This window comes from Aerococcus christensenii (assembly GCF_001543105.1).
GTDB lineage: Bacteria > Bacillota > Bacilli > Lactobacillales > Aerococcaceae > Aerococcus > Aerococcus christensenii.
This window is the reverse complement of the sequence record NZ_CP014159.1, coordinates 470,807-495,545: the sequence shown is the minus strand read 5'-3', so window position 1 is coordinate 495,545 and position 24,739 is coordinate 470,807. Positions and strand designations below refer to the sequence as shown.

Here is a 24,739-nt window from a genome sequence, read left to right as displayed (position 1 = left end):
AAAGAAAACTTAAAGTAAGTATTTATATGGATACTGCAAGATCCACATAATGCTCTTGTCCTATTGTGAAAGTAACATGAGCGTTTGTAAGGTTGGTTAAGTCGAGTTTTACTTGATCGAGTTCTTTAGGAGGAATGTCTAAAGTATAGGTTACTTTTTCAAGATAGTTGGTGTTTGTGAGGGAATAGGAAGAGTTAGCGATCCAGTAGTCGACTTTTCCACTTAAAGTGTAGTCGACTTGTAGGGAGAGAGGAATACGGAGACAGCGCTCGATGATGCCGATAGATTTGACTGTTTCGCTAACAGAGTGGCTGTAAGCGCGGACGAGCCCCCCTGTTCCTAATTTGATACCTCCAAAGTAGCGCGTAACCACACAGACGACGTTTTTGAGGTCGTTTTGTTTGAGAACTTCTAACATGGGAATACCAGCTGTTCCAGAAGGCTCACCGTTGTCTATGGCTTTTTGTTCTTCGTTATGATTGCCGATTTGATAAGCTACACAATTATGAGTGGCCTTGTAGTGCTGCTTACTAATTTTGGAGATAAAATCTTCCGCTTCTTCTTTAGTGAAAGCTTGGCTTATGTTGCAGATGAATCGTGATTTTTTGATGACAATTTCATGACTAGTAGCTGTTCGTATGGTTCGATATTCAATCATAATATCCTCCTTAACGCTTCCTAAGTGTTATAAGTCATTTTAGCTAATTTTAAGGGGAAATACTAGGAGAAAGAGTGAGTTTTTCATTTTTAAACGGGTGATTAATAAAAAGGGGGAGAAAAATGGACAAAGATCAAATAAAGGGAAGATTATTAACTGACAAAGAATTGAATGGGGAGATAGAAGGGCTAGCTTGGATGCCTGCAATTGTTCAAGAAGGAGAGAAAAAGATTTGCCAGCGTTGTTTCAATCAACAGGACTTTTATCCTAATGAATGTTTGTGTGCAAAAGAGTGTTATTATTGTTTATCTTGTTTGAAGATGGGGAAAATACGAACCTGTGATCGTTTGTATTATCGAGAGGAAGATACAAAGGGAGATTGGAAACGGGAAGCTACTTATTTACAATGGCAAGGAAAGTTATCTTCTTCTCAAGAGAAATGTGCGAAAGAAGTCCTTCACGCTTATCAACAAGGCAAAGATCACTTGATTTGGGCGGTCACAGGTGCGGGGAAAACGGAGATGATTTTGCCGTTAGTGGATTACGCCTTAAGAAGCGGGGATCGTGTGGCGATTGCAAGCCCTAAAGTGGATGTGTGTAATGAGTTGTTTCCGAGATTCCAGTCGGCCTTTCCTCAAGTGACGATTAAGTTGATGCATGGACGATTGAAAGAAGCCTATTTTCGCTCGCCGCTGACGATTTTAACGACTCATCAGTTGTTTCGGTTTAGAGAGGCGTTTGATTTATTGGTAGTGGATGAAGTCGACGCATTTCCTTATCTAGGAAATAAACGTTTAGAAGTGGCCAGTTTTCGAGCGGTGAAAAAAAGTGGCGTTCGCGTCGAATTGACGGCAACGCCGACCCGAGGACAAGAAGAAGCTATCCAAAAAAATCAACTCTCTTATTCCATGCTTCCGGCAAGATATCATCGTCACTCTCTTCCACTTCCTCGGATGGTTTGGGTAGGAGACTGGCGAGAAAAATTAAGAAAAGGGATTGTTCCTAAAGCTTTTTTGAAATGCTTGAAGGAATGTTTGGAGGAAGGACGCGATTTTTTGATTTTTATGCCGAATGTTGCGTTGATGCAACGCTTAGAAGAACTCTTACATCAAAAATTTTCGAATGTGACATTTACGTCCGTGTCTTCTAGAGATCCTGAACGTCTTTTAAAAGTTGAAAACATGAGACGTCAGATTTATGGCTTTTTATTAACTACGACGATTTTGGAAAGAGGGGTGACTTTTCCTGGAATTGATGTGATGGTTTTGGGGAGCGAAGATGAGGTGTTTACACGCTCAGCACTCGTTCAAATCGCAGGGAGAGTAGGAAGAAAGTCAGATTGTCCGACAGGCAAAGTGTGGTTTTTGCATGAAGGAAAGACAAAAGCCAGTCAGTCAGCGATCCGGCAAATTCAGTCTTTGAATGTGTTAGCGAGGGAAGAGGGGCTGATTGATGACTAAGTGTTTATTATGTGAGAAAAGGTACCACTCTGTGATAACTTTACGTCAATTTTTGATGTTTAAGGAGGAGCAAGATGTACTTTGTCCGACTTGTCAAGCTGGCTTTGAATATTTAGAATCTCCTGTGTGTCCAGGATGTGGTCGAGAGAAAACGAAGAAATTGTGTTTAGATTGTGAAAAGTGGAAGAAAAAGGAGGGAGAAATTTTACGAAATCGCGCCTTATTTGCCTATAATGCGACGTTTAAAACTTGGCTACATGCGGTTAAAATGCAAGGGGATATTCGTTTAGCTGGTTGTTTGAGTCACCCCCTAAAACAGCTTTATCATGATTTCTCTTCTTATATTTGGATTCCTCTCCCTTCTTCGAATGAGAATTTGAGGAAACGTGGCTTTCATCAAACGATTCTCTTTTTGAAGGAAGCGAAAATTCCCTATCAAATGGTTTTTGAGGTTGAGGATAGTGGAGAAAAACAAGCCTATCGTAATCGGTATGAACGATTACATCACGAGCGAGAGATTTGGATCCATCACCTTGAAAAATTAACGAAGCCTGTGATTTTATTTGATGATGTATATACGACAGGTGCTACTATGCATCAAATGGCATCGGCTTTAAAACGAGCGGGGGTTTATTCTATTCAAGGAATAACCTTAGCCCGTTAAAGAAAAGAGGAAATTAGTCAAAAATCTTCTTTTTAAAAGGGAAATAACTTGAATAAAAACGCTTTATTTAATATAATAAAAGTAGTAAAAAAGAAGCTGTAGAAGCTTCGACCAGTTAGCTGGTTTTAGGAAGGATGAGTATTTATGTTTACTTATAACGTTCGCGGAGAGAATATTAAGATTACTCCTGCTATTCGTCAATATGCAGAAAACAAAATCTCTCGGGTTGAAAAATACTTTAAAGACACTCCTGAAGCAACAGTACACGTGAATGCAAAAGTTTACCAAGATGGGAATGCAAAAGTAGAAGTGACTATACCTTTGCCACGGTTAACTTTACGTGCTGAAGAAATTTCCCAAGATCTTTATGGAAGCATCGACTTAGTTGTTGATAAATTGGAACGCCAAATGAAGAAATATAAAACACGGATTAATCGAAAATCTCGTGAAAAAGGGATTCCGGAAGCTATTTTCCATGAGGTGGGAAATGAGAGCAACGACAGCGATAACGAAATTGCTATTGTACGTTCCAAGAGTATCTCAGTAAAACCAATGAGCGCTGAAGAGGCTGTTTTACAAATGGAAATGTTGGGACACAGTTTCTTTATCTTTGAGAATTCTGAAGATGAAACCATTTCTTTAGTTTATAAACGCCGCAATGGTAAATATGGCTTGATTGCTATTGAAGAAGAGTTTGCAGAATAAAAATTTATACTGAGCAGAGGAAAGTCGCTTCTTGAGAAGCGACTTTTTTTGTGAGAAAACCGTTCAATCGGAATATGGTATAGTTAAGATACAGATCTTCAAAAAGATGAAGGCATTTTGAATAAATTTTTTGGGATTTCCATGAAGAATTTTGTCGAATTCATACCATTAAAGCAAAATATTTGTTACAATCAATAAGACAGTATTTTCTAGTTTTATCTTTTGGATAGGAATGCTAAAATAAAAAGATACTAGACGGTTGAGCTTCTTTAAATTTTTTCAACAATTAGCAGATAGGGCGAAGCTTGATTAGATATACGGTAAAGGAGAATTTCATGGCTAACATTTTAAAGAAAATGTTTGATAATGATAAACATGTGCTAAAGAAATTTAATAAGCAAGCAAAAAAAGTTGAAGCATTATCCGAACAATATAGTAAATATACAGATGAACAATTACGTGCTAAGACCGCTTCCTTCAGAGAACGTTTAGCTTACGGAGAAACGCTGGAGGATATTTTAGTAGAGGCGTTTGCTACAGTACGGGAAGCCGCTAAGCGAGTACTTGGATTGTACCCTTACCATGTTCAAATTGTAGGGGGATTAGCTCTTCACTATGGAAATATTGCGGAAATGAAAACTGGTGAAGGGAAAACCTTAACTGAAACTATGCCTGTTTATTTGAATGCTCTTGAAGGTAAAGGGGTTCATGTGGTTACAGTCAATGAGTATTTGGCGCAACGGGACTCTGTGGACATGGGGGAAGTATATCGTTTCTTAGGTCTTACAGTTGGGCTGAATACTAATGAAATGTCTGCTGCTGAGAAACGAGCAGCCTATAATTGTGATGTTACTTATTCTACGAATAATGAATTAGGTTTTGATTATTTGCGGGATAATATGGTGGTATATAAGGAACAAATGGTACAACGTCCTTTAAATTACGCAATTGTCGATGAAGTGGACTCCATTTTAATTGATGAAGCGCGGACGCCTTTAATTATTTCTGGGCAAGCAGAACAATCAACCGCTCTATATAAACGTGCAGATTATTTTGCAAAGGCCTTAAAAGAAAAAGAAGATTACGTCATCGATCTCGAATCAAAAACCATTAGTTTAACAGAACAAGGGGTCGATAAGGCAGAAGAAGTTTTCCATTTGGACAACATGTATGATGTTGAAAATGGACCATTAATTCATCATATTGATATTGCTTTACGAGCAAACTACATTATGTTAAAAGATATTGATTATGTGGTTCAAGAAGATGAAGTGAAGATTGTGGATGGCTTTACAGGACGTATTATGGAAGGGCGTCGTTATTCTGACGGTCTCCATCAAGGAATCGAAGCCAAAGAAAATGTTCCTATACAAAATGAATCCAAGACAATGGCCACCATTACCTTCCAAAATTTCTTCCGTATGTATAACAAATTGGCAGGAATGACCGGGACAGCGAAGACGGAAGAACAAGAATTCCGTGAAATTTATGATATGGATGTTATTCAAATTCCTACCAATCGACCGGTTAAACGGGTGGACGCCAACGATAAGATCTATCCAAATTTGAAGACGAAGTTCAAAGCGGTAGCAAACGAAATTGAAGAACGCCACAGCAAGGGGCAACCTGTCCTTGTCGGAACGGTAGCCGTTGAAACCTCCGAATTATTGTCTCAGATGTTGAATGAACGTCATATTCCTCACAATGTGTTGAATGCGAAAAACCATGCCAAAGAAGCTGAAATTGTGGCACAGGCTGGACAACCAGGAGCTGTTACGATTGCTACGAATATGGCTGGTCGTGGGACCGATATTAAATTAGGACCTGGAGTGAAAGAACTCGGTGGTTTGGCAGTTATTGGGACAGAACGTCATGAATCTCGTCGTATCGATGATCAATTACGTGGCCGGTCTGGTCGTCAAGGAGACCCAGGTTTTTCACGCTTCTACCTTTCTTTAGAAGATGACTTGATGAAACGATTTGGTTCTGAACGCGTGAAACAAATTTGGGAAAATCTCAATATGGATGAAGAGGAAGATATTTCCATCGAAAATCCAATGCTTACTCGCCAAGTGGAATCTGCTCAAAAACGGGTAGAAGGAAATAACTATGACACCCGTAAGAGCGTCTTGGAATATGATGAAGTTATGCGTGAACAACGTGAAATTATATATAGTCAACGTCAACAAGTCATCAATGAAACTAAATCTTTAGATGATATTATGTGGGGAATGATTAAACGGGCAATGGAAGGTTTGGTTGATCAATATACAGAAGAAGAGGGAGAAGAATGGAATATTGAAGGCTTATACGATGTCTTAACAACAGAAATTCTTCGCGCTGATGATTTAGCGTTAAGTGACTTAAATGGAAAAAATCCAGAAGAATTGAAAACTTTGATCGTTGATAAAGCTCACGCACGCTTCCAAGAAAAATTAGATAATATTAATAACAAAGATTTGATTTTGGAATTTGAAAAAGTCATTATTTTACGTGCAGTGGATACGCGATGGACAGATCACATCGATGCCATGGATCAATTACGACAAGGAGTAGGCCTAAGAGCTTATGCTCAAAATAATCCTTTAGTGGAATATCAAACAGAAGGTTACGAACGGTTTAATGATATGATTTCAGGGATTGAGTATGATGCTACTCGAATCTTTATGAATTCAGAAATCCGTCAAAATCTCCAACGACAACAAGTTTAGTTGACTCGCAAAGTAAGGGAATTAGCGATCTCGTCGCTTTGCCCCCTTACTTTTTTTATTAAAAACGTTTATCAGAGTTAAAATGGAATAATAACTAAAAGAGAATGTGAGGAAATTTATGGAATTATCAGATATTCATCATCAATTAGAAACTTATCAAGAAAAAATTGCTAGTTTCGGGAGGTCTCTTTGACTTAGAGGAATTAGCAATTCAATTAGCAGAGTATCAAGACGAAATGATGCAGCCTGGATTTTGGGAGGATAATCAACACGCTCAAGAGATCATCGAAGCTTCTAACCAAGCTAAGAAAATTTACGAAAATTATCATGATCTAAAAAAAGAAAATGAAGAATTAAAAGATTTGTATGAGCTCGTTGCTGAAGATGAAGAGGGCGAAGAAATCAAGGGAGAGTTAGAGGAAGCTTTGACCAGCTTCTCTCATAAGATTAAGACTTATGAACGTAATCTCCTTCTTTCTGGACCACACGATGCATGTGATGCTTTATTGGAAATTCATCCAGGCGCTGGGGGAACAGAGTCTCAAGATTGGGCATCTATGTTGTTGAGAATGTATCAGAGATGGGCGGATCAACAAGGATTTACATTCAGTATTTTGGATTATCAGCCAGGAGATGAAGCAGGAATTAAAAGCGTGAGTGTGGAAGTGAAAGGCTATAATGTTTACGGCTTTTTGAAGTCTGAACATGGCGTTCATCGCTTAGTCCGTATTTCGCCATTTGATGCCAATAAACGGAGACATACGTCTTTTGCTTCGGTAGAAGTGATGCCAGAGATTACACAAGAAACAGAAATTGAAATCAATCCGGATGATTTACGAATTGATGTGTATCGTTCGAGTGGAGCAGGAGGACAGCATATCAATAAAACGTCTTCCGCTGTTCGAATTACTCACTTGCCAACAAATACAGTCGTAACTTCACAAAGTCAACGTTCTCAATTTCAAAATAGAGAGACGGCCATGAAAGTGTTGAAAGCTAAATTAGCCCACCTTTTAGAGGAAAAGAATGCCAAAGAATTAGATGAAATTCGGGGTGAAAAATCAGAAATTGCGTGGGGGGCTCAGATTCGTTCTTATGTTTTCCATCCTTATCAAATGGTGAAGGACCACCGAACGAATTATGAAGAAGGAAATAGTGATAAGGTAATGGATGGAGCAATCGACGGATTTATTGATGCTTATTTGAAAAATCAACTCGGAGAATAAGGAAAAGAATTTATGGGAAAGGGATGGAAGCGATGAAACGTGTATTAGTTGTGGATGATGAAGAGTCGATTCGAACCTTACTCACTTTTAATTTGGAAAAAGAAGGCTTTGTTGTGGAAGGCGTTGGTGATGGCCAAGTTGCCTTAGAAAAAGGCTTAACAGGTAAATATGATTTTATTATTTTAGATTTGATGTTGCCTGGACTATCTGGAACTAAAGTATGCAAAGAACTCCGGCAAGCCCATGTCACGACGCCCATTATGATGTTAACTGCTAAAGATGAAGAGTTAGATAAAATTATTGGTTTAGAATTAGGGGCAGATGACTATATGACAAAGCCTTTTAGCCCTAGGGAATTACTCGCGCGGATCAATGCCATCTTTCGACGGTATGACTACATGGAGGAAGATGAAGAGAGAGAATCTACGCATAGGAAATCTGATCAGGACACAGTAAGTAAACAGAAAATGGTTCAAGAAGGGGCACTCATTATTTGTGGGGATGTCGAAATTCACACTGAAGAAGCTTGGGTGAAAGTGAGAGGGCAGGAAGTGAGTGTAACGCGAAAAGAGTTTGAACTTTTAACTTATTTAGCTAAGCGGGCAACTCGAACAGTTAAGCGTGAAAACTTGGTCAAAGCCATTTGGAATTATGATTATTCAGGCGAGTCCCGAATGATTGATGCGCATATACGCAACCTTCGTGAAAAAATTGAAAAAGATCCTAAACATCCTGAATATATTTTAACTGTGAGAGGCTTTGGCTATATGTTAGCCATTGTGAATAGCCGATGAAACGTCTTACTTTAGGCTTAACGGCTATTTTTTCTATTCTTTTTCTTACTTTTAGTCTTATTTTTTCCTTAAATGCGAATACTTTGGTTCAAACAAGTATGGAAGATCAAACAAAAACATTCATGGAAGAAACAGCTCATACTTTGGAGAAAGCCTGCCAAAATTTAACCTCAGAGGATTTGACAAATGAAACAGAAAACTGGAGGGTTGTGCGTCAAGAATTGTTGTCAGTGTCTCACTCGGTAGAAAAAGTGAGTGTTTATAACAAAGAGGGAAAAGAAATTTGTCATTTAGGGAATGATCGCTTAAAGAGTGAAAATCCGGGAGTTGTTTCTTCCTCACCAGATTCGTCAAACGATTTTCAGTTTAAACGATTAGGCCGTCCTGACCACGAGGCTTTTTATGAATATTCAGGGAATTTGACGAATCAGCAAGGAGATTTTTTAGCTTATATACGCATTGTAAGACCGGCCACAGATATAGCCGATAGCCGTTTACGTTTGTTCCGCTTTTCCATCTTAGGTTCTTTGATGATGACTGTGCTTTTGTATGTGGCCTTGAGAATTTATTTCCGTCAGATAAGTCAGCCAATTGATTCTCTTTCTCAATTAGTTGGAAAACTCAATAAGCATGATTATTCTCTTCGTTATGATCAATTAGGAGTAGAAGAGTTAGATGCTTTAGGAGATCTAGTGAATCGCTTAGCAGATAATTTGTCTCAACAAGGTAGCCAAATTTCTATGCAAGAGGAACGGCTAAAACTCTTAATGAATTATCTGGTTGTAGGAATTTTAATGATGGATAAAGACCATCAAATTAAAGTAGTCAATCGTGCTGCCTATCGCATTTTAAATTTAAATGATAAAGTTCTCAATCATACCTATGAAGAGATCCTAAAAGATCAAGAATTAAAAGAAATGATTGCTAAGGGCTACAAAAAGAAGAAAAATACGAAATCAGAAATTACTTTTCACTCGACTAAAAAACGTATTGTCGATGTCAATGTTCTTTATGTCCCACAGAATCGGGAAGAGTTGAGTTTCGGAGAGCAGGTTATTGTGTTACTCTATGATATTACAGAGATTCGTCACCTAGAAGAAGTAAGATCTGAGTTTGTAGCCAATGCTTCGCATGAATTAAAGACGCCGATCACAGTCATTAAAGGATTTACAGAGACTCTGCTGGATGGCGCCTTGGAAGACCCTGTGTCTGCTAGATATTTTGTGGAACTCATGGATAAGGAAAGTAATCGGTTAGGCCAATTAATTAATGATACTTTAGATTTAGCTCGAATTGAGCAAGATAAGCGCGAACACAGAATTGAAAATGTGTGTTTAGATGAACTGATCGAAGAGATTCTGATTCAATTAAGGCAAAAGGCTCAAAAGCGTCAAGTGCAATTACATTTTGAAAATTTATTTTCTAAGTCTATAGACCTCATTAGTGAACCTAGTCGAATTAAGCAGATTATGCTGAATTTGATTATTAATGCGATTGAATATAATCACCCTCAAGGAGGAGATGTTTGGATTAGTATCGATAGTCAACCTAAAAGCGGGTTAGTTATTATTAAAGTTAAGGACAATGGTATCGGCATTCCTAAAAAAGACCTTCCTCGTATTTTTGAACGCTTTTACCGGGTGGATAAAGCGAGAAGTAAAGCTTCTGGAGGAACGGGATTAGGCTTATCTATTGTTAGAAATTTAGTCAAATCTATGGATGGACATATTTTAGTTGAAAGTAAATGGCAAGAAGGAACATGTTTTACTGTTTATCTACCGAGTGATCCGAGAGGAGAAGAAGACTGAAAGAAGCATGAAGCGGCATAATTCTCTCCAAAATTCACTTAAAATTTACATTCCTTTGATTTTTTTTGAAAAACTCACTTTAATTTTACATTGACCATGTATAATAAGTCTGAAAATAATTGTTAGTGAGTCGTAGAAAGGAAAATGGCATGCATCTAACAGTAAGAAATTGTTTGGTGGCTTTAGGAATGTTAGTAACACTTTCTGCGTGTAGTGAGAGTGGAGATTCCATCAATGTCATTATACGTGAAGAAGGTTCCGGAACGCGAGAAGCCTTTCAAAAAATTGTTAATTTGGAAGATCCTGTACAAGAAGCCTTGATTCAAAATGGAACAGACCAAATCATTAGCTATGTAGCAGACGATCCTTATGGAATAGGATATATTTCTCTAGGCTCTTTAAATGATATGGTCAAAGCTGCTAAAGTAGATGGAGTATCTCCCAGTGAAGAGACGATTATGAATGGCAGTTATAAGATTTCTAGACCGTTCGTTTTAGTTTATCGCGAAGGATTGAAAGAAGCTGCTCAAGATTTTTATGACTTTATTTTTTCTAAAGAAGGGCAAGATCTTGTTAAAAAAGCGGGCTATGTTCCTGTGAAACAGGACGCTCCTTCTTATCATGTCAAGGAAATAAGTGGAACTGTGAATATTTCTGGATCTACTTCAGTAGGACCTTTAATGGAACAATTAAAAGAAGCTTATGAACAACTCAACCCTAATGCTCAAATTGATATCACGCAAAACGGATCGAGTGCTGGGATAACAGGGGCTGCTCAAGGAACCAATGACTTCGGGATGTCTTCAAGAGAACTCACGGAAAACGAAAAGGATGTCACAGGAGTGGTTATGGCCTTAGATGGTATTGTAGTGATTTTGAATAAAGAAAATCCTTTAGATGATGTGAGCCTATCGACAATTCGCGATATTTACTCAGGCAAGTTATTAAATTGGAAGGAAATCCAGTAAGAAAATTGCGAGAACGAAGGCTACTTTTTGGAAGAGAGTAGCCTGTTTTATTTGGAATGTTTTATATTATAATAGAGTTAATATATATTATTAAAGGGAGAAAACTATGCAAAAGAATACACTAGAAAGCTTAATGAAATGGGTATTCTGTATTTCAGCTGTGGTATCTATTGTAGCCCTATTTGCCATTTGCTATTTTATTTTTATGGGAAGCCTGCCTTTTTTTAGAGAGTATGGGATCTGGAATTTCTTATTTGGAGCTACTTGGAAGCCGAAGGTAGGACAATTTGGAATTGCGCCTATGCTTGTGGGATCACTCTATGTAACCTTATTGGCTTTGGTAATTGGCGTGCCAGCTGGAATTTTTACAGCTTCTTTTATGGCTTTTTATTGTCCAGAGGAACTACATAGATGGTTAAAACCGGCTATTAATTTGATGGCTGGAATTCCTTCGATTGTTTATGGCTATTTTGGCCTAACGGTCATAGTCCCTGCACTTCGTAGATTTTGCCGATTAGTAGGAATTCAAACGACAGGAATGTCTCTTTTGGCAGCTGGACTAGTTTTGGGTATTATGATTTTGCCTACCATTATTACTATTTCTGAATCTTCTTTACGTGCGGTTTCTAAGGCCTATTATCGAGCTTCGATTGGACTAGGCGCTACGCATGATAGAACGGTGTATAAAATTATGGTTCCAGCTGCGCGGTCAGGAGTGATATCTGCGATTATTTTAGGAATAGGGCGAGCAGTTGGAGAAACAATGGCCGTGATTATGGTGGCTGGAAATCAAGCACGTTTCCCTAAAGGACTATTTCAAGGAGTGCGTACAATGACGACCAATATTATGATGGAAATGGCTTATGCCTCTGGGACCCATCAGAGTGCGTTAATTGCTACAGGTGCAGTGTTATTTGTGTTTATCTTGATTATTAACGCCAGCTTAGCTTATATTAATCGGCAAGGAGTGCGTCATTAATGAAAGACAAAACGCTACGCTTTTTGACTTATTTCTTTACCTTTTTTACCTTCGCTTGGCTATTTTTTATTATCCTTTATGTGTTGATTCATGGCCTTCCTTATTTGAAATTGAGCCTATTCTCTTGGAAATACACGACACAGAATGTTTCCATGCTGCCAGCTATTTTTACCACACTTTTCCTTGTGGTGGGGTCACTTTTATTAGCGGTTCCTCTCGGTGTATTTGCAGGCTTTTATTTAGTAGAATATGCTGGGAAAAATAATAAGTGGGTCGAAGCTATTCGAATTGCTACAGATACTTTAACTGGAGTTCCTTCTATTGTTTATGGGCTATTCGGAATGTTAGCTTTTGTTTTAGATGCTAAATTTCAATTCTCTTTAATTTCTGGAATTTTAACGATGGCAATTATGGTCTTGCCTGTCATTATTCGAAATACAGAAGAAGGTCTTATGTTTGTAAAAGATTCTTTACGTTTTGCTTCCTATGGGCTCGGTGCAGGAAAATTGCGAACAATTTTTAAAATTGTTTTACCAGTTGCTATGCCTGGAATTTTATCTGGAATTATTTTGGCTGTGGGACGAATTGTTGGAGAAACGGCGGCTTTAATGTATACTTTGGGGACGTCCACTTCTTCTCCTCACTCTCTCTTTTCATCTGGGAGGACTTTAGCTTTACATATGTATGTTTTATCGACAGAAGGCTTGCATCGGAATGAAGCCATGGCTACTGGAGTGGTTTTATTAGCTTTAGTCTTAGTGATTAATTCAGTATCAACATGGCTATCTCGTAAAGTAGGAGCCAAAGGAGGCCATTAATAAAAATGACAACAGAAGATAAAAAAATTAAAATGAGTGTAAAAAATATGTCCTTATGGTATGGTAATTTTAAAGCTCTAGAAGACATTAGTATTGATATTTATGAAAATCAAGCAACTGCTTTTATCGGCCCATCTGGAACAGGAAAATCAACTTTTTTAAAAAGTTTAAATCGTATGAATGATTTAGTAGAAGGCTGTCGAATTGAAGGAGATATTACTTTAGAAGGCAAAGATATTTACGATAAAAGTGTCAATCTCAATCTCTTAAGAAAAGAAGTAGGGATGGTTTTTCAACAACCTAATCCTTTTCCGATGTCCATTTATGATAATGTAGCGTATGGCCCTAGAACGCATGGTATTCGTGATAAAGCAACATTGGATGAAATTGTTGAAAAATCTCTAAGAGGGGCAGCAATTTGGGATGAAGTGAAGGATGATTTAGGGAAAAGCGGACTTTCCATTTCTGGTGGGCAACAGCAGCGGGTATGTATTGCACGGGCTTTAGCTGTGAAACCAGAAGTTTTGTTAATGGATGAGCCGACCTCTGCTTTGGATCCAATATCTACTTTGAAAATAGAAGATTTGATTAATGATTTGAAGGAAGAATATACGATTGCTATTGTGACCCATAATATGCAACAAGCCGCTCGTGTTTCAGACTATACTGCCTTCTTTTATGCAGATCCAGAATTAGGAGGAGGACATTCGACAATTCTGGAATATGCGCCAACAGAACAAATTTTTAATAATCCACAAAAAGAACAAACGGCAGACTATGTGGCAGGCCGATTTGGTTAATAAAGGAGAGCTCCAAGGAGCTCTTTTTTTAGTGAAAGCTTGACTTCTTTTTTAAAAGCGTTATTCTATATAAAAGTTCGACTTTATGAGTTGAATCTGTTGTTTTTATGGGAAATCAGAGTAGATAAGGGCTCATTTCCCTTATTTTAGAATAAAATTGGTTCATAGAAGGGACCGATAGAAAAAAGGAAGGCGTATGGATAAATTATTTCAAAAATTGAGTACTTCTCAGAAAATTGCATTGAGTTTTCTTCTGGTGATTTTAACGGGATCTGTGTTGCTTACTTTGCCTATTTGTCAAACCGCAAATTCGCAGGTAACTTATCTGGATAATTTATTTATTTCTGTATCTGCTGTCTGTGTGACAGGCTTGTGGACAGAGTCTATTTACGATTCGTATAATATTTTAGGACAAATAGTTATGGTGATCTTGATTCAAACAGGGGGGCTTGGGCTCATGACAATTGTTGGATCAATTTATCATTCCATGGGGCAATCTTTTGGTTTAAAGAATCAAATAGCTATGGGAGAGGCTATCAACAGTTCAGAAAGAACACACTTAGGTAGTTTCCTATCACGGATTATAAAATATACAGCGGTTATTGAATCAACCGGAGCGTTATTGCTCACCTTTTTCTTTGTGCCTCTATTAGGGTTTAAAAAGGGAATATGGAATAGTATTTTTACAGCAGTTTCTGCTTTTTGTAATGCGGGATTTGATGCTATTGGTAATAATAGTTTTGTGGATTATCAAACTGTTCCTATTTTGAATTGGACAGTCATGGCGCTGATTGTCTTAGGTGGTATTGGGTTTTCTGTTTGGTTTGATGTCGCTCAACAATGGGGTCATTTCAGAAACAAGACCAATGGCAGAAATATAAAATTCTATATTCAACACTTGATGCCACATACGAAACTGGTTTTGATAATGACAGGAACAGTGATTTTAAGTGGTGTGATTTTGTTTTTAATGGCGGAATGGAATAATCCTTCTACTATTGGGAATTTATCGGTAGGGAATAAGATTATGACTGCTTTTTTCCAAACCATTACCATGCGTACTGCTGGTTTCTCAACTGTGGATTATACCTTGGTGAAGCCTGTTTCTTTATTGGTGTTTGTTTGCACTATGTTTATTGGTGGTGGTCCTGGAGGAACTGCAGGTGGACTGAAGGTCACTACTTTTGCTTTAACTATTTTATTAGCTGTTCGAGAAGTTAGACAAACAAAATATGTTAATTTTGCTCATCGAACGGTGCCGGATGCTATTATGCGAAGCGCTTTTACCATCGCTTTGATGTATATTTTAACTTTATTAATAGGTTCGGGATTACTCTTAACATTTGACCCTGAAGCAGGTTATTTAAAATTATTATTTGAAACTATTTCTGCTTTGGCGACAGTAGGGGTATCTGCCGGACTAACTCCTACTTTAAGTACAGCAAGTCATTGGATACTAATGCTTCTTATGTATATGGGACGCATTGGACCCATGACGATGATTATGAGTTTAGGTAAGAAAAGTAAAATATACGATGTCCGTTATTCAGAGACAGATATCATTATTGGTTAGGAGGCTATTATGGCACGTAAAAAACGAGTAATTGGCGTTTTAGGATTAGGATTATTTGGCTCAGCAATTGTTAAACGTTTGGCAAAACGTGGAATAGAAGTGATTGGGTGTGACCGGCTAGAAAAACATGTTTCCGAGCTTGAAGATTGTCTTACCATTGGAAGCGTTGGAGATTTTACAGATATTGATTTCTTAAAAGAAGTAGGACTTGCTAATTGTGACATCGTAGTCATTGGAACAGGTGGAGACTTGGGATCTTCTGTATTGGGTGTGATCAATTGCCAAGAACTGGGGATCAAACGCATTATCTGTAAGGCTAAGAATCAGCGCTACAGACAAGCTCTCCTCGCATTAGGGGTCTCACGGGTGGTCTTATCAGAAGTTGAATCGGGGTATCATGTGGCGGATGTGATTAGTCGCCAATCCATTGAAGATTTGATTAATTTGGATGATGAAACTGCAGTTGTTGAATTTAGAGCACCCGAGGTATGGATTGGACAAGGTCTGAATGAGCTAAGTTTACGTAAGAAATATGACCTTAATATTATCGGAATTCGTAAACATTCTAAAGACCCCCTGTATACCCAATTTGGAGCGGATTACGAATTTGAAAAAGATGACATTGTCGTGGCGGTTGCGAACAATGAAAAATTTGATAAGATTGATTATTTAGAGAGATTATAGTTTCTTTTTGAAGAAGGAATTGCTTTCGAAATTTAGTTTAAGCGTAGAAGATCTGTGATCATCTACGCTATTTTTATGCTTAAAAAAGAAAGAAGAATAGCAATGGAAAGAAAATAAAAAATAAATCGAAATAATTCCGATTAACAGTTGACAAGAGGGGTAAAGTTTGTTTAATATAAATCGTAAGCATTACGGTTTATAAACGAAGGAGGAATTATGAAAGTATTCAAAAAGATAGTACTGCTAGCTAGTTTATTAGGGTTAGTGGTCGGTTTAAGTGCATGTGGGAAATCAACAAATAAAGAGGAAAAGAAAGGATTAAATATTGTCACATCCTTCTATCCTGTGTATGAAATGGTAAAAGCTGTTAGCGGGGATATTAATACCGTTAAAATGATTCAAAGTGGAGCGGGGATTCACTCGTTTGAACCCTCTGCTAACGATATTGCTCATATTGAAAAGGCAGATGTATTCGTTTATCATTCTAGGACTTTAGAATCTTGGGCAAAAAATCTTAAAGAAAATCTTAAAGGCTCTTCCGTGAAAGTGATCGAAGGATCAGAAGATCTGACACTTGATCGAGTGCCTGGTTTAGAGAATGTAGAAGTAACAGAAGGAATGGATGAAAAGAAACTCTATGATCCTCATTCCTGGTTAGACCCAGTCTTGGCTGGTCAAGAAGCCCAAACCATTGCCAAAAAATTAAGTGAAATGGATCCAGATCATGCCGACATCTATAAAAAAAATGCCGATAAATTTCAAAAAGAAGCCCAAGGTCTTGTGGATAAATATCAAGACAAGTTCAAAGGTCTAGAACACAAAACCTTTGTGACACAACATACAGCTTTTTCCTATTTAGCGAATCGGTTTGGTTTGAAACAATTAGGAATTTCGGGGATTGCACCTGAACAAGAGCCTTCTGCTCAAAAAATTTCTGAAATTCAAGACTTCGTGAAAGAGTACCAAGTCAAAACGATTTTTGTAGAACCAAAGGTTTCCAAAAAAATTGCAGAAGTGATTGCTCAAGCAACGGGAACAAAGATTGAAACATTAAGTCCCTTAGAAGCCGATCCTAAAAATAAAAAAGATATGATTGAAAATTTAGACGACAACTTAGAGACCTTATATAAGGCTTTGAAACAAGAAAAATAAGGAGGATATGAGATGCCAGTTAAAAAAATAAAACAGCTCGCCTTAGGGGCATCAGCGGCTGCCGTTCTTTTAGGAGGAACAGGCTATGCTGGTTATGTTATTGGACAAAATAAGGCGGATCAAAGTAGCGTTCAATATATTGATAGCGACGGCTCCGGACAATCAGATGCTAAGAATTTGTCGGATGCGGATGATGCGATTGAAGCGGAACAAATTGTTGTTAAGATTACAGATGAAGGTTATGTCACTTCACATGGAGATCACTTCCACTATTACAATGGCAAGGTGCCTTTTGATGCCATTATTAGTGAAGAATTGGTGATGAAAGATCCTAATTACCAATTACGTCAAGAAGATATTATTAATGAAGTTCAAGACGGTTACATTATTAAAGTTAATGGTAAATATTACCTCTACCTCAAAGATCCTAAGAATGCCAAAAATGTTCGAACAAAGGAACAAATTGAAGAACAACGTAAACTTCATAATGTCAAAGAGCACGGTGGTAGCGACGAACCAATGTCGGAAGCACAAAGTCAAGCTGTAACGCAGGCTAAAGCGCAAGGACGCTATACAACAGATGATGGATATGTGTTCACGGTAGGTTCTATTGTTCAAGATGCAGGGGATGCTTACATTTGTTCACATGGAGACCACTTCCATTATGTCCCTAAAGCAGACCTTTCGCCAGCTGAATTGGCAGCTGCGCAGGCCTATATGGCAGGACGTAGCGTAGGAAATGAAGGAGGAACGACCGCTGTTAGCCAAGATGACGACTATGTCGCTCAACGTTTAGCACAAAGCGGTTATGGTCAATTCGTAGAGAATAATGGTGAAGAAGGACAAGCAAATAACGAACAAGAAGATCAAAATGGTGAAGAAAGACAAGCAAATAACGAACAAGAAGATCAAAAGGACTCTTCTTCCAGTGTGCAAGATCCTCTTCAAAAAATGCTTGATCAATTGTATAGCTTACCGATGGATCAACGCCATGTTGAACCAGACGGGTTAGTGTTTGATCCGATGAAAGTGACCAAGCGGACACCGATGGGATATGTACATCCTCATGGGGATCATTTCCATGTGATTCCGTTGGATCAATTGTCTGATTTAGAAGTTGCAGCAACAGAAGCGCATTTAAATCGCCCAGATTTTGTGTATCAAGGAGCTGACAATGCTAATACTTCAACAGAAGATGAAGACCAAAAGGACTCGTCAGACCGTCCAACGGAGACCAGTGAGGAGAATTCATCACAACCATCTGATGAAGGAACAGGGCAATCTCAAAGTACGGATGATGCCGTGACTCAAGCAAGAAGAGAAGGTCGCTACACGACAGATGATGGTTATATTTTCACCCCAGAAAGTATTCTATCCGATGAGGGGGATGCCTACATCTGTCGTCATGAAGATCACAAACACTATGTTCCTAAAGCAGATCTTTCTCAAGAAGAATTAGCGGCAGCTCGAGCTTATTTAGCACATAAACATGACTCTTCTTCTTCGACGGATGAATCCAATAAAGAGGAATCTGAGACTGATCAAGAAGAGCAATCAAAGGAAGAAGATGCCCCTGCTGTTTCAAGGAAGACCCCAGAAGAAAAATATGCGTATTTGAAGAGTCTTCCTGAAAGTCAACGGACAAGAGATGGGGACCTCATCTTTGATCCGAAAATGGTAGAAAAAGAAACGAATAATAGAACGGCTTATGTCGTTCCGCACGGCGATCACCATCATGTGATTGAAAAATCACGCTTAACAGCATTAGAACGCGAATTAGCGGAATATTACCTCATGCAAAAATGGACACCGTCTGAAGAGGGTAAAAAAGGTCCAGAGTCGAAACCATCCCAAGAGGATAAAAAAGGTCCAGAGTCGAAACCATCCCAAGAGGATCAAAAGGAATCAGATACTCCAAAGCCTAAAACCGAATATCCGAAAAACCTTTTCACTGCTCAAGAACTCAAAGAAATCAATATTCAAATAGCTTACCCACACCATGAAAAGGACGGCAAGTTTTATGTCTATCATTATAACCATTGGCATACGATTGATGATTCCCTGTTGAATACTTGGTTTAATAATGATCAAGAAAAGATCGAAAAGGCAAAAGCCTCTATGCGTTATTTACTTCAACATCCAGAATATAAATTGCCACCGGAGAATGGCTTTGGAGTGGAACCTGGTGAAGATTATGGAAAAGTCCCTAGCTATGCAACCTTCAATGGACGCAGGATCAAACAATTTAATAAAGGACTAGACGGAAAGCCATACACCACTAGCGATAATTATACCTTCACCAAAGACTCAATTATTAGCGTTGAATCTGATGGGGTAAATGCTACTCATGTAACAGATAAGGGCAGCCATACACATTTTATTCCCTTGGGAGAATTAGAACAATTTGAACTCCGACAGGTCGAAGAATGGATGCGTAAGAATGGGCAAAAAGTGACCGTTACAGAAGATAATGATACTCTTGGTTATATTAGCAAGGAAAATGCAGAAAAAGCGGCTAAAGAAGCTTTAAAGAAAGACTTTACAGGATTGAATAATAGCTATCGTGTGTTCCAAAGGGAGGAGGCTTGGTTCTACGAATTGAGATTTGAAGAAAAGACAGAGGAAGAGACGAAGAAAAAGGGAGAATCAGAAGGGGTGCCATCTGATCAACCAAAAGAGGAATCTAAGGAGGCTTTTAATGAGAAGCTAGAGTCAGAAAAAGATTCAGCTCAGGATAAAAGCCAGACAACCAACGCTTCTCAAGAAGAAGCAATTCCTTCTCCTTCATCAGATAAAGGAAAGGACACAGCAGAAGTGATTGAGAAATCTAAAGGATAAAGATCGCTTCCTCTTAAAATAAAAAAGCGTTGATATAAATTCAACGCTTTTTTATGATGGAAGGCTTTTAATGAGAAGATAGTTTACATTTTTACTTAAAGTTGTGGTACTGGTTGAGCATAAAAGTAGAGTACAAAGCCGACTCAGAGGAATGAACTGACCAACAGAGCAGGTTACACCCCTACAAGTTCAGTTTGTCTCAAATAAAGGAAATTAATGAAAAATGTGCCATTTTTTTGAATTAGGGAGCCCACAAAAAGGAAAAACATGCTAGACTGGTAGTTAGGCGAGAAATCGTTTCACCAAAAGGTAAGAAAGGGAGATACAGGGTATTGGAGAATGTCTTTGATTATTAGCAGATGAAACTGTAAGGAATCAGTTACCTGTAGGAATTAATTTCCCCAACTAGTGACAAATCTTATGCATCGTTTGTATTTTTAATAGGTTTCAAACGGACTAGTGATTAATTCCCCCCTCTTTTCTTATCTACCCATCCCTCTCTTTTCAGTGGATAGCTGATTGATAAAAAGAGAGGGATTGTTTATTGACATGAAGAAACGTGACAGACGTTTCTTTTTTTGATAGAGAGGCGTTTAATTAAGCAAGAAGATAAAAAAACTATTTTCTATAGAAGGTATTCCTAAAATAAAGCGTATTCATAATCAGAAAAACATGGTATAATAAGAATTGGTGAGTTTTATTGCGTTGTAAAAAAAGAAATGAGGTTTTTTATGATTTTTGTAGATAATGGCAATTGTTATGATGCAGATATGAATATTGCTTTAGAGACTTATTTAGTTGAAAATCGTTTAGTCGACGAACCTATTCTTTTGTTCTATATTAACGATCCGTCGATTATTATTGGTCGCAATCAAAACACTTATGAAGAAATCAATCAACCTTACGTTGACGAGCATCACATAAAGGTAGTGCGTCGGATGTCTGGCGGGGGAGCTGTTTACCATGATCGTGGGAATTTCTCCTTCTGCTTTATTAAAGATGATGATGGAAGCTTCCGCGATTTTGAAAGTTTTACTAAACCTGTCATTGACGCTTTGCATAAAATGGGTGTGAAAGGGGCTGCGCTCAAAGGGAGAAATGACCTTGTGATTGGAGATCAGAAGTTCTCAGGTAACGCTATGTATGCGAAGAATGGGCGGATGACTGCACACGGAACGATTTTATTCGATGCAGACCTCAATGAAGTTAATAATGCCCTAAAACCTCGTAAGGAAAAATTTGAATCGAAAGGAATTAAGTCTGTTCGCTCGCGTGTCACAAACATCAAGCCTTTTGTTGATCCTGAGTATCGGAATCTTTCTACAGAAGAATTTCGTGACCGTATTTTACTTGAGATATTCGGTGTCTCTTCAAGAGAAGAAGTGCCAGAATTCCATCTAACAGATGAAATTTGGGAAGGTGTTAAGAAATTGCATGCTGAACGTATGGGAAATTGGAATTGGAACTATGGCCAATCTCCTGATTTTGATGTTTCGGGCAGTCACAAATTCCCATTTGGCTTCGTTGACTTACGCTTGAATGTGAGCGGTGGTCATATTACAGCCGCTAAGATTTACGGGGACTTCTTTGGTTTAGGAGAAATCTCTGATGTTGAAGAAAAATTAGTGGGTGTAAAATATGATAAGAAAGACATGGTAGAAGCTCTTCAAGGTGTAGATCTTAAGAAATATCTTGGTGACATTACCCCTGAAGAATTAGTGGATATCGTCTTCCAAAAAGCCTAAGAGTATAAGTAAAAGTGACTTATTTATAATATCCCTCGTCTGAAGGCGGGGGATTTTTATTTTTATGAGAAGTTGCCAATGTTAGGGTACAGTTGTTGTGGTTTTGGAGGGACTACTTTTGCTTTCTCCTTTGTGAAAATTTATTGTAGGATAATAAGGAATAGGATTCTTTTCAGTAAAAGACGTTTACGTTTCAGTCAAAATCAATTATAATTTTTGAGGGTTAAGGAGTGTGAAAAAGATGAGCAAAAGCGATGTGCTTGTATTGGGAAGTATTAATATGGACATTTCATTGAAGGTCAATCAATTACCTCGAATTGGAGAAACTATTCTTAGCGAAGGAGTAGATTATCAATTAGGGGGCAAAGGTTCCAATCAAGCTGTGGCAGCGTATAAGATCTCTCAAGGGACAGATTTTATTGCCTGTGTAGGAGAGGACTCTTTTGGACAGACTGCTATTAGACAGCTCGGACAAGTAGGTCTACCGACGGATACAATTATGATGTTAAAAGGTGCTCATACAGGAATGGCTACAGTTTTAAAAATACAAGGGGATAACTCTATTGTTGTAGCTAATGGAGCAAATAAGGTGGCTAATGAACAAACGCGGCAAGCCATTGATAAAAAACTTCCTGGAAAGAGAGTTTTATTAACGCAATTGGAAACGAATTTTTCAGATTTGGAGTATGCTTTACGGAAAGCTAAGGGATTAAAGGTAATCAACATTTTAAACCCAGCGCCTTATCATCCAATTGTTAATGATTTATTGCCATATGTGGACATAGTGACGCCTAATGAAACCGAATTTGAAAATATAATTGGTAGAAAATTAACGACGCGTGAAGAATTCAAAGCAGCGATGGTGGATTGGGTGCAACAAAACGATACACAATTGATTTTAACTAAGGGGAGTGAAGGCTCACTGACGGTTATAGAGGGTCAGGTTCATATGTTCCCGGCTATTAACGTGGATGTTGTGGACACCACTGGAGCAGGAGATACATTCAATGGAATTTTAGCCAGCTTAGTTGCTAGAGGAGAGAGCTTGGAGAAAGCTATTCGTTTCGCAACTGTGGGGGCTTCTCTATCGACAGAAGGTTATGGGCCACAAGCAGCAATGCCAGGTTTGGATCAGATTATAGAAAGGTTAGAATCACCACAAGAAAAGTCTTAGAAAGCTGGCATGAAGAATATGAGCTGAGATAAAGTCGGAGGCATTAAAGCCGTTGATGACCACCAAGACTCAGTGATTGCCAAAGTCTCTTTAGAGATTGTCTTCATTTCGAATCTAATCTCTATGGTAACAGCAATTATTGTTGGATTTTTAGTGTAGGAAAAGTTAAATCAAAAGAAGTCAGATTTTAGGAGGATTACGAATGAAAAAGATACCGGTTATTTTTGATACAGACCCAGGGATTGATGATGCGATTGCTTTATCTATTCTCTTGAATGCAGAAGAAGTGGACCTTAAGTTAATTACAACAATTGGTGGAAATGTTGCTTTAGAAAAAACAGCAGCGAACGCTGTGAAATTAGTGGAATTTTTCGGGAAAGATGTTCCTGTAGCTGCTGGAAATCATGGTCCGTTATTGGCAGAGTTTGAAGATGCTTCAGATGTGCATGGTGAATCCGGTATGGATGGCTATGAATTCCCTGCTCCTGATTTATCACGATTATTGGACGAACATGCGGTACTCGCAATGCGCCGCGTGTTAATGGAAAGTGATGAAAAAATCACGATTGTTGCTGTGGGCCCACAGACTAATATTGCACTTTTATTGACTATGTTCCCAGAAGTCAAAGAAAAGATTGAAAAAATTATTATCATGGGCGGATCTTTCAACCGTGGGAATAAACATGTGATGGATGAATTTAACATTGGGACGGACCCTGAGGCCGCTCAAATGGTTTTCCGATCCTCTCTAACTACGGTAATGGTAGGTTTGGATATTGGCAACATCGCAACAGTGAGTCCAGCAGAAGCAGAAGATTGGGCACAACATAGTGAAACCGGTAAGATGCTTAATGCTATGCTAAAGCACTATCGTTCTTCTCTTCAAGATGGTGAATGGGAAATGTATGACCCAACGGCTGTATGCTATCTTTTAGCACCAGAACTATTTGAAGAAAAAGAATGTAATGTAGAAGTTGAATTAGTATCTCCATTAACCTATGGGCAAACGGTGGTAGACCTTAAACATAAGACAGATCGCCCAGCCAATTGTGTTGTTCCAGTGACGATTGATCGTCAAGGATTCAAGCAATGGATTCGGGAAAGAATTATTAATTGCAAATAGGTTTGAAAAGTCGAAAATTTTACAGGATTATAGTCAGCAAACATCGCATCTGCTCGGAATACGATGTTTTTTAAGGAATGAAAGCGATCAAGTGGAAAATGGTTTCCACTTCTAATCGATGTCTTTTGAGGATTTTTACGAAGGAAGCGTGTTATGATGACAGAGAAGAACATCTTAAGTTAGAAAATTTAGACAGGCCTGAGGAATTAGGGTAATCGTTATGAATCTAGCTTAGTAGGAATTTATAGGAGGTTGAAGTATGCAAATTTATACGAGAACAGGTGATAAGGGATTTACTAGCTTAGTGGGGGGGACAACGTGTGCCTAAAGATGATGATCGTGTAAAAGCATATGGAACGATTGATGAACTGAATAGCGCTTTAGGCGTATTGGGAGCTTTGATAGAAGACAAAGCCTTAAAACAAGAACTTGAACAGATTCAACAGTTGTTGTTTGATTGTGGAATGATATTGCGACACCAGAGGGCCCGTCAGTTTATCGGTTAAAACAGGAAAGTGTTGGATTGGCTTGAGGAAAGAATCGATGTGTACGCTCAAATCCCGCCAGAAGTCAGTACCTTTGTATTACCTGGGGGATGCTTGGCGGCAAGTATGGCACACTTGGTGAGAACCGTTGCACGTCGAGCAGAACGAGAAATGATTACTTTTTAGTGGACGATGCCTACCAATCAGGTCGCTATAAAATTTGTTAACCGACTATCTGATTATTTTTTTGCCCTTGCACGTTTGCTGAATGCTAAAGAAAATTATCCAGAAACGATTTATCATAATGGACAAGCAGTATTTCATAATGATATTAGTAAAGAAGATATTGCAGATTAGAGGAGGAGATCTCCTGA

General features: G+C 38.3%; 20 protein-coding genes and 1 pseudogene. 20 read left to right on the top strand and 1 reads right to left on the bottom strand.

All coding sequences use genetic code 11. The features are described from left to right. Positions 1–22: 22 nt before the first annotated feature. Entirely contained in the window at positions 23–658 is a 636-nt protein-coding gene (locus tag AWM71_RS02400) for a YigZ family protein (protein WP_060776496.1), read from the bottom strand. 122 nt (positions 659–780) lie between these two features. Between AWM71_RS02400 and AWM71_RS02395 the strand changes: the two genes are divergently transcribed. From AWM71_RS02395 to AWM71_RS08640, 20 genes and pseudogenes are all read left to right on the top strand, one after another. Continuing rightward, positions 781–2,118 (top strand): ATP-dependent helicase ComFA, encoded by a 1,338-nt coding sequence (locus AWM71_RS02395; protein ID WP_060776495.1) that lies wholly within the window; start codon positions 781–783, stop codon positions 2,116–2,118. Beyond that, complete coding sequence (locus tag AWM71_RS02390) at positions 2,111–2,782, top strand: ComF family protein (protein WP_060776494.1); 672 nt, start codon at positions 2,111–2,113, stop codon at positions 2,780–2,782. The genes AWM71_RS02395 and AWM71_RS02390 overlap by 8 nt, the downstream gene beginning before the upstream one ends. A gap of 144 nt (positions 2,783–2,926) precedes the next feature. Next, positions 2,927–3,487: a ribosome hibernation-promoting factor, HPF/YfiA family gene (gene hpf, locus AWM71_RS02385; RefSeq protein WP_060776493.1), complete on the top strand. Its 561-nt coding sequence runs from the start codon at positions 2,927–2,929 to the stop codon at positions 3,485–3,487. Between the two features lie 335 nt (positions 3,488–3,822). After that, positions 3,823–6,198: a preprotein translocase subunit SecA gene (gene secA / locus AWM71_RS02380; protein WP_060776492.1), complete on the top strand. Its 2,376-nt coding sequence runs from the start codon at positions 3,823–3,825 to the stop codon at positions 6,196–6,198. A 118-nt stretch (positions 6,199–6,316) separates the two neighbouring features. Further along, a protein-coding gene (gene prfB / locus AWM71_RS02375; protein WP_101659376.1) for a peptide chain release factor 2 occupies positions 6,317–7,424 on the top strand; the annotation gives its coding sequence in 2 pieces (ribosomal slippage) (positions 6,317–6,388 and positions 6,390–7,424; 1,107 coding nt in all). A gap of 32 nt (positions 7,425–7,456) precedes the next feature. After that, positions 7,457–8,218 (top strand): response regulator transcription factor, encoded by a 762-nt coding sequence (locus AWM71_RS02370; protein WP_060777435.1) that lies wholly within the window; start codon positions 7,457–7,459, stop codon positions 8,216–8,218. Continuing rightward, positions 8,215–10,026, top strand: a complete 1,812-nt coding sequence (pnpS, locus tag AWM71_RS02365) for a two-component system histidine kinase PnpS (protein ID WP_060776490.1) — start codon at positions 8,215–8,217, stop codon at positions 10,024–10,026. The genes AWM71_RS02370 and pnpS overlap by 4 nt, the downstream gene beginning before the upstream one ends. A gap of 149 nt (positions 10,027–10,175) precedes the next feature. Next, a complete protein-coding gene (locus AWM71_RS02360) occupies positions 10,176–10,994 on the top strand; it encodes a substrate-binding domain-containing protein (protein ID WP_060776489.1) in 819 nt (272 codons plus the stop codon). Positions 10,995–11,100: 106 nt separating this feature from the next. Continuing rightward, the gene (pstC, locus tag AWM71_RS02355) at positions 11,101–11,973 is read left to right on the top strand and encodes a phosphate ABC transporter permease subunit PstC (protein ID WP_060776488.1); all 873 of its coding nucleotides are present in this window, start codon (positions 11,101–11,103) and stop codon (positions 11,971–11,973) included. Continuing rightward, on the top strand, positions 11,973–12,791 hold the full coding sequence (gene pstA / locus AWM71_RS02350) for a phosphate ABC transporter permease PstA (protein ID WP_060776487.1): 819 nt from the start codon (positions 11,973–11,975) through the stop codon (positions 12,789–12,791). Before pstC ends, pstA begins: the two co-directional genes overlap by 1 nt. Positions 12,792–12,823: 32 nt before the next feature. Continuing rightward, positions 12,824–13,591, top strand: a complete 768-nt coding sequence (gene pstB, locus AWM71_RS02345) for a phosphate ABC transporter ATP-binding protein PstB (RefSeq protein WP_060777434.1) — start codon at positions 12,824–12,826, stop codon at positions 13,589–13,591. A gap of 196 nt (positions 13,592–13,787) precedes the next feature. Then, complete coding sequence (locus tag AWM71_RS02340) at positions 13,788–15,164, top strand: TrkH family potassium uptake protein (protein ID WP_201783957.1); 1,377 nt, start codon at positions 13,788–13,790, stop codon at positions 15,162–15,164. 9 nt (positions 15,165–15,173) lie between these two features. After that, positions 15,174–15,848 carry a potassium channel family protein gene (locus AWM71_RS02335; protein ID WP_060776486.1) on the top strand — a complete coding sequence of 225 codons (675 nt, stop codon included), beginning with the start codon at positions 15,174–15,176 and terminating at the stop codon, positions 15,846–15,848. Positions 15,849–16,064: 216 nt separating this feature from the next. Beyond that, positions 16,065–17,000 carry a metal ABC transporter solute-binding protein, Zn/Mn family gene (locus AWM71_RS02330; RefSeq protein ID WP_060776485.1) on the top strand — a complete coding sequence of 312 codons (936 nt, stop codon included), beginning with the start codon at positions 16,065–16,067 and terminating at the stop codon, positions 16,998–17,000. A 12-nt stretch (positions 17,001–17,012) separates the two neighbouring features. Further along, positions 17,013–19,838, top strand: a complete 2,826-nt coding sequence (locus tag AWM71_RS02325; RefSeq protein ID WP_060776484.1) for a pneumococcal-type histidine triad protein — start codon at positions 17,013–17,015, stop codon at positions 19,836–19,838. A gap of 731 nt (positions 19,839–20,569) precedes the next feature. Next, positions 20,570–21,583 (top strand): lipoate--protein ligase, encoded by a 1,014-nt coding sequence (locus AWM71_RS02320; protein ID WP_060776483.1) that lies wholly within the window; start codon positions 20,570–20,572, stop codon positions 21,581–21,583. A 241-nt stretch (positions 21,584–21,824) separates the two neighbouring features. Then, positions 21,825–22,757, top strand: coding sequence for a ribokinase (locus AWM71_RS02315; RefSeq protein ID WP_060776482.1), 933 nt, complete (start codon positions 21,825–21,827; stop codon positions 22,755–22,757). Between the two features lie 202 nt (positions 22,758–22,959). Further along, entirely contained in the window at positions 22,960–23,880 is a 921-nt protein-coding gene (rihC, locus tag AWM71_RS02310) for a ribonucleoside hydrolase RihC (RefSeq protein ID WP_060776481.1), read from the top strand. A 320-nt stretch (positions 23,881–24,200) separates the two neighbouring features. Then, a pseudogene (locus AWM71_RS08645) lies at positions 24,201–24,551 on the top strand (cob(I)yrinic acid a,c-diamide adenosyltransferase). Between the two features lie 6 nt (positions 24,552–24,557). Then, positions 24,558–24,722 (top strand): hypothetical protein, encoded by a 165-nt coding sequence (locus tag AWM71_RS08640; protein ID WP_417859118.1) that lies wholly within the window; start codon positions 24,558–24,560, stop codon positions 24,720–24,722. The last annotated feature ends 17 nt before the right edge of the window (positions 24,723–24,739 follow it).